The 16,751-nt window shown below is 60.9% G+C and carries 11 protein-coding genes and 1 tRNA gene; 4 read left to right on the top strand and 8 right to left on the bottom strand.

Annotated elements, in window-relative coordinates; genetic code table 11:
* Entirely contained in the window at positions 1 to 8,970 is an 8,970-nt protein-coding gene (locus AC1DYF_RS29115; protein ID WP_477880923.1) for a translocation/assembly module TamB domain-containing protein, read from the top strand.
* A 6-nt stretch (positions 8,971 to 8,976) separates the two neighbouring features.
* Here the strand turns inward: AC1DYF_RS29115 and AC1DYF_RS29120 are convergent, their stop codons facing one another.
* Positions 8,977 to 9,486, bottom strand: a complete 510-nt coding sequence (locus AC1DYF_RS29120; protein WP_477880925.1) for an N-acetyltransferase family protein — start codon at positions 9,484 to 9,486, stop codon at positions 8,977 to 8,979.
* A 291-nt stretch (positions 9,487 to 9,777) separates the two neighbouring features.
* On the opposite strand from AC1DYF_RS29120, the gene AC1DYF_RS29125 reads away from it, so the two are divergent.
* A complete protein-coding gene (locus AC1DYF_RS29125) occupies positions 9,778 to 10,032 on the top strand; it encodes a YjhX family toxin (RefSeq protein ID WP_477880926.1) in 255 nt (84 codons plus the stop codon).
* Positions 10,033 to 10,069: 37 nt separating this feature from the next.
* On the opposite strand, the gene AC1DYF_RS29130 is transcribed toward AC1DYF_RS29125, so the two are convergent.
* Both AC1DYF_RS29130 and AC1DYF_RS29135 read right to left on the bottom strand, forming a co-directional pair.
* Positions 10,070 to 10,537, bottom strand: a complete 468-nt coding sequence (locus tag AC1DYF_RS29130; RefSeq protein ID WP_477880928.1) for a hypothetical protein — start codon at positions 10,535 to 10,537, stop codon at positions 10,070 to 10,072.
* Positions 10,538 to 10,589: 52 nt separating this feature from the next.
* Positions 10,590 to 10,847 carry a hypothetical protein gene (locus AC1DYF_RS29135; RefSeq protein WP_477880930.1) on the bottom strand — a complete coding sequence of 86 codons (258 nt, stop codon included), beginning with the start codon at positions 10,845 to 10,847 and terminating at the stop codon, positions 10,590 to 10,592.
* Between the two features lie 227 nt (positions 10,848 to 11,074).
* Between AC1DYF_RS29135 and AC1DYF_RS29140 the strand changes: the two genes are divergently transcribed.
* A complete protein-coding gene (locus tag AC1DYF_RS29140; RefSeq protein WP_477880932.1) occupies positions 11,075 to 12,109 on the top strand; it encodes a lysozyme inhibitor LprI family protein in 1,035 nt (344 codons plus the stop codon).
* Between the two features lie 101 nt (positions 12,110 to 12,210).
* Here AC1DYF_RS29140 and AC1DYF_RS29145 read toward each other — a convergent pair whose 3' ends face one another.
* Both AC1DYF_RS29145 and AC1DYF_RS29150 read right to left on the bottom strand, forming a co-directional pair.
* Positions 12,211 to 13,353, bottom strand: a complete 1,143-nt coding sequence (locus tag AC1DYF_RS29145) for a slipin family protein (protein ID WP_477880934.1) — start codon at positions 13,351 to 13,353, stop codon at positions 12,211 to 12,213.
* 323 nt (positions 13,354 to 13,676) lie between these two features.
* A tRNA-Met gene (locus tag AC1DYF_RS29150) sits at positions 13,677 to 13,741 on the bottom strand.
* A gap of 386 nt (positions 13,742 to 14,127) precedes the next feature.
* On the opposite strand from AC1DYF_RS29150, the gene AC1DYF_RS29155 reads away from it, so the two are divergent.
* Entirely contained in the window at positions 14,128 to 14,403 is a 276-nt protein-coding gene (locus AC1DYF_RS29155; RefSeq protein ID WP_477880936.1) for a DUF1294 domain-containing protein, read from the top strand.
* Positions 14,404 to 14,426: 23 nt separating this feature from the next.
* On the opposite strand, the gene gatA is transcribed toward AC1DYF_RS29155, so the two are convergent.
* From gatA to gatC, 3 genes are read right to left on the bottom strand one after another with little or no spacing between them, the layout of a single operon-like run.
* Positions 14,427 to 15,908, bottom strand: a complete 1,482-nt coding sequence (gene gatA / locus AC1DYF_RS29160; protein ID WP_477880938.1) for an Asp-tRNA(Asn)/Glu-tRNA(Gln) amidotransferase subunit GatA — start codon at positions 15,906 to 15,908, stop codon at positions 14,427 to 14,429.
* 12 nt (positions 15,909 to 15,920) lie between these two features.
* On the bottom strand, positions 15,921 to 16,382 hold the full coding sequence (locus tag AC1DYF_RS29165) for a GNAT family N-acetyltransferase (protein WP_477880940.1): 462 nt from the start codon (positions 16,380 to 16,382) through the stop codon (positions 15,921 to 15,923).
* Between the two features lie 6 nt (positions 16,383 to 16,388).
* Positions 16,389 to 16,676, bottom strand: coding sequence for an Asp-tRNA(Asn)/Glu-tRNA(Gln) amidotransferase subunit GatC (gatC, locus tag AC1DYF_RS29170; RefSeq protein ID WP_477880942.1), 288 nt, complete (start codon positions 16,674 to 16,676; stop codon positions 16,389 to 16,391).
* Positions 16,677 to 16,751: the final 75 nt, after the last annotated feature.

Raw genomic sequence — 16,751 nt, forward strand, 5'->3', positions numbered from 1 at the left:
ATGTTGCACTTCCTTGGCAGATTCATCCGCGGATTGCTCACCGGTCTCGTGATTATTGTCGTGCTGCTCGCGGTAGCGATCGGCTATCTCGGCTTCACCGCCTCGGGCAACCAGTTCCTCGCCGACCGCGTCGCCGAGCAGGTCTCGACGCCGGACATGCAGATTTCGCTTGAAGGCGTGAGCGGCCTGCTCGAAGGCCGCCTGCATCTCGACCAGGCCACGCTTGCCGACACAAAGGGCAAATTCGCCGAGGCCAGGGATATCGACGTCTTCTGGACGCCATCGGAACTGCTGCGCCTGCGCTTCCACGCCGACAGGATCGCCGCCGAGAAACTCAGCGTCGCGCGCGCACCAATCAAGACGCTGCCTGAAAAGCCCTCTCAGGCCGCAGGCTCCTTCTCGCTGCCGGTCGAAATCAAGGTGGACAGTTTCGACCTGCCGATGATTGCGCTCGGCAAGGCGATTGCTGGGCGCGACACCATGCTCGGCCTCCGGGGATCGGCCCAGGCGGTTGCCGATCGCATCGCGCTCGATCTGAACATTGCCGAGAAGGATCGGCTGAACGCCACCGCCAAGGCTTCCGTCACCTATGCCGTCAACACCAAGCGCCTGACGGTGGACAGTTCGGTCGAGGAACCGCAGGGTGGCCTGCTCGCCCGTCTGCTTTCCTTGCCCGGCGAGCCGCCGGTCGAAATCTCCGTCAAAGGTGACGGCACGCTCGACAACTGGACAGGTGAGATCAAGGGCGCCGTCGATAGCCAGAACGTGCTGTTGATGAATGGCAGTCACAAACTCGTCGACGGCAATGTGCATGAAGTCGCGCTGATCGGCGGCGGAGACATTGCCGAATTCCTGCCACCGCAATTCCGCACGCTGTTTGCCGGCGAGACCAAGATCGATGTCGACACCCGTTTCGCCGAAACCGGCCTCATCGATATCCGCTCGGGATCGATCACCAATGACAGTTTTGCGTTGATTGCCAATGGCGCGCTCGATCCGAAAGGCGAAGCAAAGCTGACCGGCAATCTCATGCCGGCCAGAGACAAGGACAGCGTTCACCTGGACCTGCCGCTCGCGTCGGGACCGGTCTCGGTGGACCTCAGCAAGGCAAGCCTGACGCTGAACGGCGCATTCCGCAAGGCGACAATCGATATCGCTGCCGATCTCGCTGATCTGACGACGCCGCAGGCGCAAGTGGGCAAGATCAGCCTGACAGCGCATTCCGACGCGTTCGACTTTGGCGGCAAGACCGGAAAGCTGTCCTACCAACTCGGCGCTGCTGCACTCGATCTCGCCAATCCCACCGCCGCCAAATTGGTCCAGGGTCCGCTGAACCTGCGCGGCACCGCCGATATCAAGCCGGACGTGATCACGCTGGCCGGTGCAGAACTAGAGAGCGCCAAGATCGGCGGCAAATTCTCGGGCAGTTTCGCGCTCGCCAACCAACAAATCGCCGCCGACTTCAACCTCTTCCTCCTGCCACAAGACCTGCTGCCGCCGTCAATCGCAACGAAGCTTTCCGGCACTGTCGGGCTCTCAGGCCATGTCAGCGCCACGCTGCCTTCGGCCTTTGCAGTACAAAACCTGCAGCTCACATCGAACCTGATGACTGCCAGCGGCACCGCCTCGCTCGACGGCGATGCCCTGACAGCCAATCTTGTCGCCGACGTACCCGACCTCGCGCCTTTCGCGTCTCAGGCCTCCGGCAAAGCAAGCATCGCCATCGACGCTTCTGGTACGGTGGACAAGCCATCGGTCATCGTCCATGTCGCATCGGATGAGATCGCCTTCGCCGGCAAGGCGCTCCAGGCAATCGACGCAACAATCGCCAATCCGTCACTCGACCTGAAGCAGCCTAGCGCGAAAATCACGCTGTCCGCGACCTATCTCGGCCAGACGATCAAGACGGAAGCCGAAGCGCGGTTGAACGACGGACTGGTCGCCATTCCTTCGCTGAAGACCGACATCGGCGCCAACAGCCTTGTGGGCGCGCTCAGCCTCGACACCACCTTCCTGCCGTCAGGGCAAATTGCCTTCGATCTGCCCGATATTGCCAGCCTGGCAAAGCTTGCCGGCCAGACAGCCGATGGCGCCCTGAAAGGCACGATCGACCTCACCGCGAAGGATGGCAAGCTCGCAGCCAAGATTTCCGCGAATGGCCCCAGGCTGACGACGTCAGGCATTGAGATCACGGCTCCCAGCCTCGCATTGCAGTCGTCCGACCTGCTGACGCAACAGATGTCCGGCCACATCACGGCAGAGAAGATCGCGTCCGGCAGCAATCATCTCGATCAGGTCGCGCTTGATCTTGCGCTCGCTGGCAAGCAGATCGATTTCGCATTGGATAGCAGGTTCGATTCTGGGCCACTCACCGTCAAGGGCGCGGTTCTGCAGCAGGATCAAGGCCTTGTCGTCAAGCTTGCATCTTTCTCAGGCACCCCCCGACAAGTTTACGTTGGGTTAGCCCAGCCGACAGAAATCTTGGTCCAGGGCGGGACAGCCCGGCTGCAAGATCTCACTATTGCCGCCGGCGACGGAACTATCGTCGTCAACGGCACCGCCGGCAAGCTGCTTGACCTGACCGTAAAAGCGAAGGACGTGCCAGTTGCGCTAGCCAACAGCTTTGCCAAGGGCCTCGATGCAAGCGGCCATATCTCTGCAAACGCAACCATCACCGGCAAGGCGGCCAAGCCAAGCATCAAATTCGATGCGGACATAGCCGGACTTGAGACCAGCCAGACCCGCAGCGCCAAACTGCCGGCTCTGACGATATCGACAAAGGGCGAATTCGCTGACAATGCGCTCACCGTCACAGCGACGAGCAACGTGCGTGATCAGACAGCGAACGCCAAGGCCGACGTTGCGCTCACGGACGGCGCAGTCTCCATCCCATCCTTCACCGCAGATGTCGGCGCGAGCCGCTTCGCCGGTGCGCTCGCCCTGGATCGGCAGTCGCAACCGTCGGGCCGTATCACGTTCGATATTCCTGATGCCAATGCGCTCGCCGCGATCGTCGGCCAAAAGGCCGAAGGTGCGGTGAAAGGCGCCATCGAGATCGCCTCGAAGGACGGCAAGACCGACGCCAAGGTCGACGCGACCGGCACGATCCGCAACCAGGCCATCAAGGCACTGGTAGAGGCGACCATCGACAAGGGCGCGCTGGCTCTGCCCTCGCTTCGGATCGATATCGGGCGCAATCTGCTGGCCGGCGCCGTGACGCTCGACGAGAAATTCCTGCCCTCCGGCAAGATCAGCTTCGATTTCCCGGATGTCGCGCTACTGGCGGCGATGGCCGGACAGAAGGCGGAAGGATCGCTTAAGGGCGCCGCTGATATCAACTCGGCAAACGGTCGAGTCGACGCCAAGGTCAATGCACAGGGCAATCTGAGGGGTCAGACCATCGATCTGAATGCCGACGTGGTTTCTGATAAGGGCCGCATCTCGCTGCCTTCGCTCGATGCCACCATCGGCCCCAACAAGCTGTCCGGCGGCATCACACTCGACGCTGCGTTCCTGCCCTCCGGCAAGCTCGATTTCGATTTCCCCGACCTTGCACTACTGGCCTCCATGGCAGGGCAGAAAGCCGAGGGCGCGGTCAAGGGCACGGCCGATATCTCGTCGGCGGACAAGAAGATCGACGCCAAATTGACGGCAACCGGCCTGATCCGCAATCAAGCGATCGATATCCGGACCGACTTGATGTCAGACAACGGCTCGATATCCATCCCATCACTTACCGTCAATGTCGGCAAGAACACGCTGACCGGTGCGCTGTCCCTGGACAAAACCTTCCTGCCCTCCGGCAGGCTGAGTTTTGATTTCCCCGATATCAACTTGCTCGCCGCCTTCGCCGGCCAGACGGCAGATGGCGCGCTGAAGGGAAATGCCGATCTCATCGCCACCAATGGTAAGATCAGTGGCAAGGTGGCGGCCGCCGGCACGACGATCACAACAGACGGGGTGCAGATCGTCCATCCCGAAATGGACGTCACTGTCGCCGACCTGGCCGCCGGCCAGCTTTCCGGACATGTGAAGGCCGAGCAGCTTTCTTCAGGCGCAAATCGCCTGGATTTGCTGGTGCTCAACTTTGGACTGGCGGACCGCCAGACACAATTCGATCTCACCGGGCAATATGATGCGCGTCCCCTGAGCGCAGCCGGTCGGTTAGCGCCGGGCGAAGGCGGTCTCAAGCTGACGCTGTCCGAACTGTCGGCGATGCCACGCAATATTCCGATCAAGTTGGATCAGCCCAACAATATTCGTATCAAGGATGGCGCCGTCAGTATCGACAATCTCTCGATCGCGCTTGGTGATGGATCACTGGTGGTCAACGGCACCGCCGGAAAGACGCTGGACCTGACGGCGCGGATCGAGCAGCTGCCGCTCGCACTTGCCAATGCCTTCGCCCCCAATCTCGATGCCAAGGGCCACCTCTCGGCCAACATCAAGGTGAGCGGAGAGGCCTCAACGCCCGCCATCACCTTCGACACGCAAATCCAGGATTTTGCGACGAACCAGACGCGAAGCGCCAAGCTGCCGGCACTTGCCATCACCGCCAAGGGACAGTTTGTCGATAACGCGCTTTCGGTGACGGCGGACACAGCGCTCCGTGACCAAGCCACGCATCTCTCCGCCAATGTGACGCTGGACCAAGGCCAAGTGGCCGTCCCCACATTCCAGGCCACCATCGGCAGAAGCAGTTTTGACGGCACGCTCGCCTTTGGTCCGAAATTCCAGCCGGCAGGCCACGTGACCTTCGACATTCCCGATGCCGGCGCACTTGCCTCCGTGATCGGCCAGAAGGCAGAGGGCGCGCTGAAGGGCGGCGCGGACATCACCTCCGAAAATGGCAAGATCGGCATCAGGCTCGACGCCGATGGCACAGTGCGTCAGCAGGTGATCACGGCACTGGCTGACATCAGCCTCGACCATGGTGCTCTTTCCCTGCCCTCACTGAAGCTCGATGTCGGCGCCAACAATTTGAACGGCGCGATCACGTTGGGCGCGGATCTCCTGCCAACCGGCAAGCTGGATTTCGACTTTCCCGACCTTGCTTTGCTCGCCGCCATGGCGGGCCAGAAGGCTGAAGGCGCCTTGAAGGGCACTGCCGACATCGCTTCGACCGCCGGCAAAGTGGACGCCAAGGTTGCAGCCACCGGCCTGATCCGCAATCAGGCGATCGACATCAACACACATATCGTTTCCGACAAGGGTGCGATCTCCATTCCATCGCTCGGCGTCAATGTCGGCACGAACACGCTGACCGGTGCACTATCCCTGAACAAAGCCTTCCTGCCGACCGGCAAGCTGAGCTTCGATTTCCCAGATATCGGCCTTCTCGCCGCCTTCGCCGGTCAAAAGGCAGACGGCACATTGAAGGGCAATGCCGATATCATCACCACCGATGGCAAGATCAGCGGTAAGATCACCGCCATCGGCACGACGATCACCACAAATGGGGCGCAGATCGTTCACCCCGAAGTGGACCTCACCATCGCCGATCTGGCTACCGGCCAGCTTTCCGGACATGTGAAGGCCGACCAGCTTTCGTCCGGCGCCAACCATCTCGATTCGCTGGCGCTGAATTTCGATCTGGTCGATCGACAAACCCAATTCGATCTCTCCGGCCAATATGACGCTCATCCGCTCAGTGCATCCGGCCAGTTGGCGCAGGATGACGGCGCACTGAAGCTGACACTGTCCGAATTCTCGGCGGCGCCGCGCAATGTTCCGGTCAAGCTCAGCCAGCCGAAAGACATCCTGTTCAGGGGCGGCGTTGTCAGCCTCGATCATCTCCTGATCGCGCTCGGCGATGGGTCGATCACCGTCAATGGCACCGCGGGCAAGACGCTTGACCTGACCGCGCAGATCGATCGGCTACCGCTCGCGATTGCCAACGCTTTTGCGCCCGGGCTGGATGCCGCGGGCCTGATGTCGGCCAATATCAAGGTGAGCGGTGATGCCTCGACGCCGGTCATCGCCTTCGACACCAGGATCGCAGATCTCGCAACCAGCCAGACCCGGAATGCCAAATTGCCGGCACTCGCTGTCACCGCCAGGGGACAGTTCGCCGACAATACACTTTCGGTGACTGCAGACACGGCTCTGCGCGGCCAGCCCACGCATCTTTCCGCAAACGTGAAGCTGGACGACGACCAGGTCGCCGTGCCCACATTCACAGCCACGATCGGCAAGAGCAGTTTCGGCGGCGCGCTTGGCTTCGATTGGAAATTCCAGCCGGCTGGCCACGTGACCTTCGATATCCCGGATGCCGGCGCGCTTGCCGCCATCGTCGAGCAGAAGGCCGAGGGCGCACTGAAGGGCCGCGCCGACATCACGTCCAGGGATGGCAAGATCGGCATCAAGCTGGATGCCGACGGCACAGTCCGCCAGCAGGCCATCAAAGCGCTGGCGGATGTCAGCCTCGACCATGGTGCCGTCTCCCTGCCCTCGCTGACACTCGATGTCGGCAAGAACAGGCTCAACGGCGCGATCACGCTCGGCACGGATTTCCTGCCGACCGGCAAAGTCGATTTCGATCTGCCCGATCTCGCTTTGCTCGCCGCCATGGCTGGCCAAAAGGCGGAAGGCGCGCTCAAGGGCGCAGCCGACATCACTTCGACCGCCGGCAAGATCGACGCCAAGGTCGCGGCGACCGGCACGATCCGCAAGCAGGCGATCGACATCCATGTCGAAGCGGTCCGCGACAATGGCAAGGTGGCGCTGCCGGCGCTGAAGCTCGATGTCGGCAAGAACACACTGTCGGGCGCGCTTACCCTCGGTCCGGACTTCCTCCCGACCGGCAAGATCGATTTCGACCTCCCGGATGTGGCACTGCTGGCGGCCTTTGCCGGCCAGAAGGCCGACGGCACGATCAAGGGTTCGGCCGACTTCCAGTCGCAGAATGGCAAGATCAGTGGCGCCATCACCGCCAGGGGTCCCAGGCTTTCCGCCGGCGGTGCCGAGATCGTCAAACCGATGGTCGATCTGAAGATCGCCGATCTCGCCAGCGGCCAAATTTCCGGAAAAGTCACCGCCGACCGCGTGGCGTCGGGCACGAATGTGATTGCAAGGCTAGCACTCGACATTGACCACGCCGGCACCAAGACCGCTTTCGACCTGAAAAGCCTCTATGACGCGTCGCCGCTGACGGCGAAGGGGGCGATTGAGCAATTGCCCGATGGCCTGAATGTGTCCCTCGACAGCTTCGCCGCCGCTCCGAAGAGGATCCCGGTAAAGCTTAACAGGCCGACCTCCTTCGCCATCAAGAATGGCACCTTATCGCTCACCAGCCTGTCGATCAGCGCCGGCAAGGGCTCGATCACCTTGACCGGCAATGCCGGCAAGGCGCTCGATCTCACCGCCAGGGTCACCGCCCTGCCCGCAAGCATTGCCAATGCCTTTGCCCCCTCGCTCGGCGCCGATGGCACGATCTCGGCGACGGTCACCGCCAAGGGCGATCCCACCGCGCCCGTCGTGACTTTCGACACCGCGTGGCAGAACGCCGCCATCAGCCAGACACGCAGCGCCGGTCTCAAGAACTTCTCGGTCACCGCCAAGGGACAACTCGCCCGGAACATCCTGACGCTCGATGCCAATGCGCGCAGCGGCGACGGCCTGTCGCTGAGAGCCGGCGGCACCGTGGCGATCGCCGGCAGCAAGGCGCTCAACCTGAAAATCAACGGCCAACTGCCCTTCCCGGCTTTGGGCGGACTTCTGGCCACGCAGGGCGTCGATCTTCGCGGCAATGCGAGGTTCGACATTGCCGTCAGCGGTTCGACTGCAAACCCGTCGATCTCCGGCCGGATTTCCACCAGCGGCGCAACCTTGACCCTGATCCGCCAGAACCTCACGGTCAACGGTCTTGCCGCCACCGTCGACCTCGACGGCAAACAGGCCCGCGTCGCCAACCTGAGCGGGAAACTCTCCGGTGGCGGCACGCTCAACGTCTCGGGAACCATCGGCATCACACCCGCCTCGGGCTTTCCCGCCGACCTGAAGATCGCGCTGAAAAATGCTGTCTATACCGACGGCAAGGTTTTGGCCGCCAAGCTGAACGGCGATCTGACCGTCACCGGCAGCCTTATCAGAGGTCCCACGGTGGGTGGACGCGTCGATGTGCGTCGCGCCGACATCACCATCCCGCAAAAACTGCCGGGAACGCTGGCGCAGATCCAGATCAAGCACAAGCATCCATCGCGCGCCGTTGCCATCCAGGCAGCCAGGATCAAGGAAAACCAGCCTGGCACCAAGACCGGCAAGGATGCCGGGGGGGTGAATTTCGATCTTACCATCTCCGCGCCGAGGCAAATTTTCGTCCGCGGCCGCGGCATCGATGCGGAACTCGGCGGCAAGATCATGATATCAGGCAATGCCGGCGCCCCCGACGTCACGGGCGGCTTCAAGATGCTGCGCGGGCGCCTGTCGATTGTCGGCCGCAGGCTGGATTTCACCGCGGGCCAGATTTCCTTCGGCGGCAACCTGACGCCGGCCATCGATATGACTGCGACGTCGACGGTCGAGGCGACGACGGTCAGCGTCATCGTCAGCGGCCTCGCCAACAATCCGAATGTCACCTTCTCGTCGTCGCCCTCGTTGCCGCAGGACGAGGTGCTGGCGCTGCTGATTTTCGGGCGCAATTCAGCAGAACTGTCGCCGGTGCAGATCGCCCAGCTCGCCGATGCCGTGTCGACGCTGGCCGGCGGCCAGTCGAATTCGCTGTTCAACCGGCTGCGCCAGGGCCTCGGCGTCGACGATCTCGACGTGGGTACGGACGAAAACGGCAAGAGCAATGTCTCGGTCGGCAAATACCTCAACAAGCGCACCTATCTGCAGCTTCAACAGGATACCACCGACAACACCACGAATGTCATCATCAATCTCGACATCGGCAAGGGCGTGAAATTGCGCGGCGAAGCGGGCTCCGACGCCTCGACCGCCGGCGGCGTGTTCTTCGATAAGGAATACTGAGTCCGGTCAGAACTCCGCGTAGACGGACGGCTTTTCCTGCGCCTCCAGCGGTTTGACCAGCCCAACCGTGTCGACGTCGCGGTCGAGCTGCGGCGACCAGACAGCTGTCATCCAGCGGATGGCATAGCCCTGGCGCTGCAGGAATGCGATCGCATGCGCATTCTGCGAATGCGTCTCGATGCGCACATTGTCATAGCCTTGCGCGGCAGTCTCCTGCTCCTGCTTGGCGAGCAGCGTGCGGCCCACGCCCTGCCCCTGCCAGACCGGATCGACCCAGAGATCGGTGATGTGATTGTCGAAATTCTCCCGTGCCGCCCAGGCAAGGATCTGCCCACCCTGTTCGGCAATATCGATGGTGAGAAAGCTGTTGCGGGTGAAATTGGCGAAGGCGCGCTCCGCATTTTCCCACATCAGTTCGGCGTCCACCCAGCCGGCAACCGCGCTCGCCCAGGCGCGCATGCCCACGGCGGCGATGTCTGCCGCTTCGTCTTCGCGTGCGCTGCGGATGGTCGGCATCGGCGCTCCTGTTGAGACAGTCCCCGTTATCAATCGAAACCCGGAAAACCTTGCCGGTCAAGGCCTTCCGGCAATTATCCTGGGTTGACGCCGGAGCCGTAGCGGCTAAATTGAAGCTCTCCCAAAGGAGTTCTGATGTCCAACTTGTCTGAGATTGCCTGACGGACCCTGCCCGCGATTTTGCGATCGAAAGATGTTCGATCGCCACGCGCGCAGCGGAGAACATGCATCCCGGCCCCAGAGCATGCTCTGCCAGGCGCCGGACCATTTCTCTTGTCCGGACATCTCATCATGGATATCACCCGCGCCGAACAGCGCATCCTGCACCTGCTCGCCCAGGGCGGCTGGATCGAGCATCTTCGCTCGAAGACCAAGATCGACCACGTCGCCTGCTTCAATCGGGAAGGCTGGCGCTATCCCAGCCTCGACCTCGACCTGTTCCGCAAGCTCAAGCGGTTGAAGGCGATCTCGTCGTCAAGGGGCCAGCCCTATCGCATCACCGAACGCGGACTGGTGCTCGTGCGCTCGCAATTGAACAACCGTTGACATGGGCGAAGGTCCGCATGCTATCGCGGACCTTCCCTCAGGGGTGAATGTTGACATTGCTGCGCTCGAGATAGGCCAGGATCTTGGCCTTCCAGTCGTCGATCATGGCGGGAAAACCCTCGACGAAAGCGGATATCGTTGCATTGCCGGCTTCGGACAGAGCGGTCAAGGTATAGCTCACCTTGACTTCGGTCTCGTGCTCGGAGACGGCCCGGCACCTGACTTCGACGAACACCGAACGGGAGCCTGGCGTCACCCGGCTATAACGGACGGAGTGCGCAACCATGTCGAAATCGATCATGGTCCAGTATGTGACCTCATCGCCATGGCCGGTGGTAAACACCATGCCGATCAGTGTCTCGCCATTGGCCGGATAAAAATAATGCGGATTCCAGTCGGCAATCCAAAGGCGCTCTCCCTCGGGCGTGAACAGCGGGAAAGCCTGATCGGCGGAGAGCGGCAGGGTGATTGCGTGGTCGACATTGGCATGCGCTGCAGAAAACATCCTGATGTCCTTCTCACTGGTGATGCATTGTCCGCCATTCGGCTCTGCTTGCTTATCGATCCCGCAGACGGTGGCTGTCTTCCGCCGTGAGATCGAGTCCATAGATTTCCTTAAGCCGCGCAATCACATCCAGCGTTTCCGCCGAGAATGCCATCCGCCCCTCGAAGGCATGCAGAACAATGCCCTCGATCAGGTCACTCAGCGTCATGTCCTTGTGCTCGGCAAGCGCCTTCATCACCTTGACGAGCCGCTTTTCCAGCCGCACGCCGGTTTGAATGCGCTCGACAGCTCCCGGTTCATTTTCTGGCATGGCGACACTCTGTCATATCTTGGTACATTGGTACCAATATCAAGAAACTTCGCCAGCGCAAACTGAAAGTCGTTGCTGTCCCGGCATCGCGACAGTGAATTTCCTCAATTTACGCGATCGAAAGAGCTGTGCCCCATTTTGACAAGGTATCCCGTCGGGCCGACTCCGGATCTCCCGACAGGTCGCCAACGCAAATCTTTTATCATATGCAATCAGGGTTGTTCGGCATGCTTCGCCTTCTGCAAGGTCTCGCCTTCATCTGTCTTGTCATGTTCGCGCTGCCGGCGCACGCGCTCGATTGTTCAAGCGCCGCGGAAACAAAAGATGATCTCGTAACCGCCATTTGCAGCGATCCGAGATTGAAGCAAGCCGACCAGGAAATGAACCGCGCCTATGACAGCCTTTACCACGGACGAGACAAAAACCAGCAGCGTGCCATCAAGACGTTGCAGAAATCATGGCTGTCGACGAGGGGAAATTGCGAAACAGCGGATGTGGAGTGCCTGCTGGTGATGATCCGCAGCCGTACCGATTTCCTGAGAAGTGCTGATGGCATAGGTCCCATGAGCCAGGGAAAACTGGTCTTCAAACGCTACTATGTTCCATTCGGAACGGATGCCGGTGTGACCGATATCACGCTCTTTGAGTTCGAAGATCCCGATACCGCCGGCAAAAAAGCATTCAATGCCGCCGTGGAGAAAACCTGGCAAGAATATGCCGGTGATCGCCGCACTGGCAACGCGCCGTCTGCCAAGGACGACAACAGCGCCAGTCCCGATTATTACGATTGCAGTCGCTGTGCCGTGGAAAAGACCATGGAACAGCCCTTTCAAACGAAGAACTTTATCTCCGCGCCGCTTCACGACCAATCCAGCTCAGGCATTCATGACTTCGACTCCACCTCTTACATCAATCAGTATCTGGACAAGGGCCAAAAACTCACCCTTGGCGATTTGCTCAGGGAGGAAGACGTGCCGGTTCTTGCCAAGCAATGCCATGATCGGATCATGGCCGACCTGGGAGACCAATCGTCGCTGCCGGCGGCCATGGTAGACGATAGCGGGGCGGACTTTGGGCCATCCAGCGAATTCATCGGTTACTTCCGCGATCCGGCCAACTGGGAATTCGATGGAAAATCCATCACCTTCTCTCTGCCGTTCAACAACGACGCGACGAGCTGCACCCTGCCCTATGAGGCAATAAGGCTCCATCTGGCCGAGGGCGCGGCGCTTCCGAGTGCCGTGGACCAAAAGGTCAAGTAAAGAGCAATCAACCGCTTGCTCCGACATATCCGCCTTCGCAGGCAGCGAAAACCCGCCCGGATCGATTCCGGGCGGGTCCGTTTCGAGCGGCGTTTTCCAGATCAGCTGTCGCGCAGCCGAACCAGGTCGTTCATCAGACCGCCGGTTCCGTTATGGATCGTCAGGCGCTCCACCTTGCCGGCGATCGATTCCAGCGCCTCCAACTCCTTGAGACGCAGCATGATCGGGTTCTCGGCCATGACCTTGGCGGTGTTGAGCAGCGAGCGCGTGGCGTTGGTTTCCTCGCGCCGGCGGATCACGTTCGCCTCAGCCTGCTTTTCGGCAGCGACGACCTGGTTGAGGATGTCGCGCATCTCACCCGGCAGGATCACGTCCTTGAGCTCGATGGTCGACACGTCCAGGCCGATCCGAGCCATTTCCTCGCGGATCTGGCCGGCAACTTCGGTCGTGACCGCCGCCTTGCGCTCGAGGATCTGGTCCAGCGTCAACGTCCCGAGCATTGCGCGGAAGGCATGCTGCAGCGCCCGGTAAAGCACATCTGCATAGTCCTTCACCTCGGTGACGGCCTTGACCGGATCGGTGACCCGGTATTCGGCCGTCAGGTTGACGCGGATCGTCACCTTGTCGCGGGTCAAGAGTTCCTGGCCCGTGACATCGAGCGGCTGGCGCTTGAGCTCGATGGCCTTGACGGTCACCATCTTACCGATACTCCAGAAGCCGTGCAGACCGGGCTGCAACATGCCATGGAAGACACCGTCGATATGGACGAGACCAACTTGACCATCCTGCACCGTGATCGGCATCAAAAGCTCGGTCCGTTTGGCGCGGGCAAGACGACGCACGATCGCCGGATCGACCGCAAGATCGGCAGCGATATCGAACGTCGTCATGGCCCAGGGACCGGTCTCGGTCCAGACCGCCAGCTTCTGGTTCGGCGCCAGCGTCACAAAGACGACGCCATCCCGCTCGATCAGGCCGACTTCATCGGCTTCGGTCCGGAAGACGGTGAGATAGCGCTCGGCCACCTCCGGCAAACGGTCGAACAACGGCTTCTCGTAGACCGAATTGAAGATCGGCGCGCCAATATCGAAGCGCACGATCTCCAGATCCCGCTCCTTCGCCATGATCACGTGCTCGCCCGGACCATAAAGGCCCATGAGCTTGCCCTTTTCGAGCACGATGAGGCGTTCGGTTTCTTTGGCGCGGACGCGCGTGCGTCCGAGTATCTTTTCGAGAATGGTCATTGTTCTTCACTCCTGCCGGTCTACGTCACGTCCCGGACTTCCTTTCTATTCGTTCGTTGATGATGATCCGGGGACCGGTGGCATGCGGCGTCACGAAACGGTCGGGAGCGGAGCGGAAGGCAGCCAAGCGAGCCACGGGAACGTATTCCCTTAGCCGGCTAAGTCGCGTTCCGCCCATCACCGCCATTCGGCAATGGCGCACGGCGTCAGGCTTACCACTGGGCCGCATCTCTCGATACAGCCAGCTTCCAACTGTCGACATTCCGGTCCCCGGACCGTATTGGACAACACCTTGGCGAGGTGAGCTGATTTTCAGTCAGCGTTGGAGAAGGAGTCGAACCTTCGACAGTCGGGGTATGAGTCCGATGCTCTATCCACTGAGCTATCCATGGTGCAGACAACCGGATTCGAACCGGCGACCTCCGGTATTCCTACCGGTGCTCTACCACTGAGCTATATCCGACTAGCCCCTTCCTCCGGAGAAGCATCCGCATACAGAACGGCAAAGCCGCCTGCACGGGTGGACGGGAAACGCCAACCGCTGATACCGCTCCAGCTTTCGGCCGGGAGGGCGCGTATAGAGCCAAGCGATATCGCAGACAAGACGGAAAATGTCGTTTTGTAAAACTGCCGGGTGAGCTGTCTCCGAAATGCGCCAGTCTGATCAAACGATCATGCGACATTCATTCCGCGCCGGCTTCGATTCATTGCATCTTAACAGGATGCATCTTTAGTTGCTGGGTGCCCACCCAACTCGCAACTGTCTGTGCCCTTTTGGCCATCAACGCGTTCACACTGTTCGCGTTCTGGTCCGACAAGGTTTCTGCGCGCAATGGCGAGAGGCGCACCCCGGAAAGCACCCTGCTTCTGCTTGCCTTCCTGGGAGGAAGTGCAGGCGCAATCCTCGGTCAGCAAGCCTTTCGCCACAAGACGAGGAAAGAACCGTTCCGCTCGCGGCTACGCGCGATCATCGGCCTCCATATGGGCCTTTGCCTGATGGCGGCAGGCTACTTTCTGGCAATGGCGCTCTCACAATGGGCGCTCGCCTGACGCTAAACGCCCAGCAAACTCTGTCACCACCACTTTTCCGGCGAGAACCGGCCCGCAGCCTGTTCGATGACATGGGCGGTACGAAACAGCATTTCCTCGTCGAAAGGCTTGCCGATCAGTTGCAGGCCGAGCGGCAGACCCTTCTGATCAAGCCCGGCGGGAACGGCAATGCCCGGCAGGCCGGCCATGTTGACCGTCACCGTGAACACGTCGTTGAGGTACATCTTCACCGGATCATTGGCCATATCCTGGTCGGCGATGCCGAAGGCAGACGATGGCGTGGCGGGCGTCAGGATCGCGTCGACGCCGGAATTGAAAGCCAGTTCGAAGTCACGCTTGATCAGGTTGCGGACTTTCTGGGCGCGGATGTAATAGGCATCATAATAGCCGGCTGAGAGCACATAGGTGCCGATCATGATGCGGCGCTTGACCTCCTGGCCGAAGCCGGCGGCGCGCGATTTCTCATACATGTCGTTGATATCCTTGCCCTCGACGCGCAGGCCGTAACGGACGCCGTCATAGCGGGCAAGGTTGGACGAGGCTTCCGCCGGGGCAACGATATAGTAAGCCGGCAAAGCATATTTGGTGTGCGGCAGCGAAATGTTGACGATTTCGGCGCCCGCATCCCTAAGCCAGGCAATGCCCTGCTGCCAGATATCCTCGATCTCGGACGGCATGCCGTCGATACGATATTCGTTGGGAATGCCGATCCGCTTGCCCTTGATCGACTGGCCGATGGCAGATTCGTAATCCGGCACCTGGATATCGACGGATGTCGTGTCCTTGGCGTCGACACTGGCCATGGATTTCAGCAGGATCGCGGCATCGCGCACGTCGCGCGCAATCGGTCCGGCCTGGTCGAGCGACGAGGCAAAGGCGACAATGCCCCAGCGCGAGCAGCGGCCATAGGTGGGCTTGATGCCGACCGTGCCGGTGAACGCAGCCGGCTGGCGGATCGAGCCGCCAGTGTCGGTTGCGGTCGCACCGGCGCACAGGAAAGACGAAACCGCGGCAGCGGAGCCGCCCGACGATCCGCCGGGCACCAGATCGGCATTCGAGCCCTTGGCGCGCCAGGGGTTTTTCACCGCACCGTAATAGGAACTCTCGTTGGACGAGCCCATGGCGAATTCGTCCATGTTGAGCTTGCCCAGCATCACCGCGCCGTCATCGAAAAGATTCTGGCTGACAGTCGACTCATATTCCGGCTTGAAGCCGTCGAGCACATGGCTGCAGGCTTGGGTGTGCACACCCTTGGTGGCGAACAGGTCCTTGATCCCGAGCGGAATGCCTTCCAGTGCACCGGGCTTGCCCGCAGCGATGCGTGCGTCGGAGAATTTCGCCTGCGCACGGGCAAGGTCCGGCGTCACCTTCACATAGGCGTTCAGCTTGTCATTGGCCGCCTCGATCGCATTGAGATAGGCATCCGTCAGTTCGACAGCGGTGATCTCCTTCGCAAGAAGTTTCTCGCGGGCATCGGCAATGGTCAGGCGGGTCAGATCGGTCATCGGATACTCGTCTCAGGCGGAAAGCTGCTTGTGATAGAAAACGGAAAATTGCGTGTCGGGATAATCGAGTACCGGCCCACAGCGGGTAAAGCCGGCCTTCTCGTAGATTGCCCAGGCTGCATGATGCTGGTCGCCGGTCTCGATCACCAGTTCCTCGAGCCCATCGGAGATCGCTGCACTGAGGATCTCACCGAGCACGCGTCGGCCAATACCCTGCCCCTGCCATTCGGGCCGCGTATACATGCGCTTGACTTCGCCGATGCGCTTGTCATGGCGCTTCAGCGCACCGCAGGCCACCGGCCTGCCACTGTCGCGCGCGATCCAGACGGTGACATCTGGCTCGGCCATCTGCTCGACCGTCAGGTGATAGGAATGTTCCGGCGGCGTGAGCGTCAATAGATGTGCATTGAGCTCCGCGACCAGTTCGCGGACCTCATCCTGCAGCGGGCTCTCCGTCGTCAGCGTGATGGCCAATGGCGCTTACTCCACGACCTTGGGCACCTGGAAGAAATTCTTGTCGGTGACCGGCGCGTTGGCGACGATACGATCGGCGATGTCGCCGTCGGTGACGGCGTCCGCACGCTTCTTCATCGCCATCGGCGTCACAGACGTCATCGGCTCGACGCCATCGACATCGACCTCGGAAAGCTGCTCGACGAAACCGAGGATACCGTTGAGCTCGCCCATCATCTTCTGGGCTTCCTCTTCGGTCAAAGCCAAGCGGGCCAGCTTCGCCACCCGCTTCACGGTCGTCACATCAACCGACATGTCCCACTCCAGTAACATTCGTCCCCGCACGCTATAAAGGCGCACGGGGATGGGTGCAACGGGTTTTTGGGCGTT

Source organism: Rhizobium sp. P2_G9 (assembly GCF_056403475.1).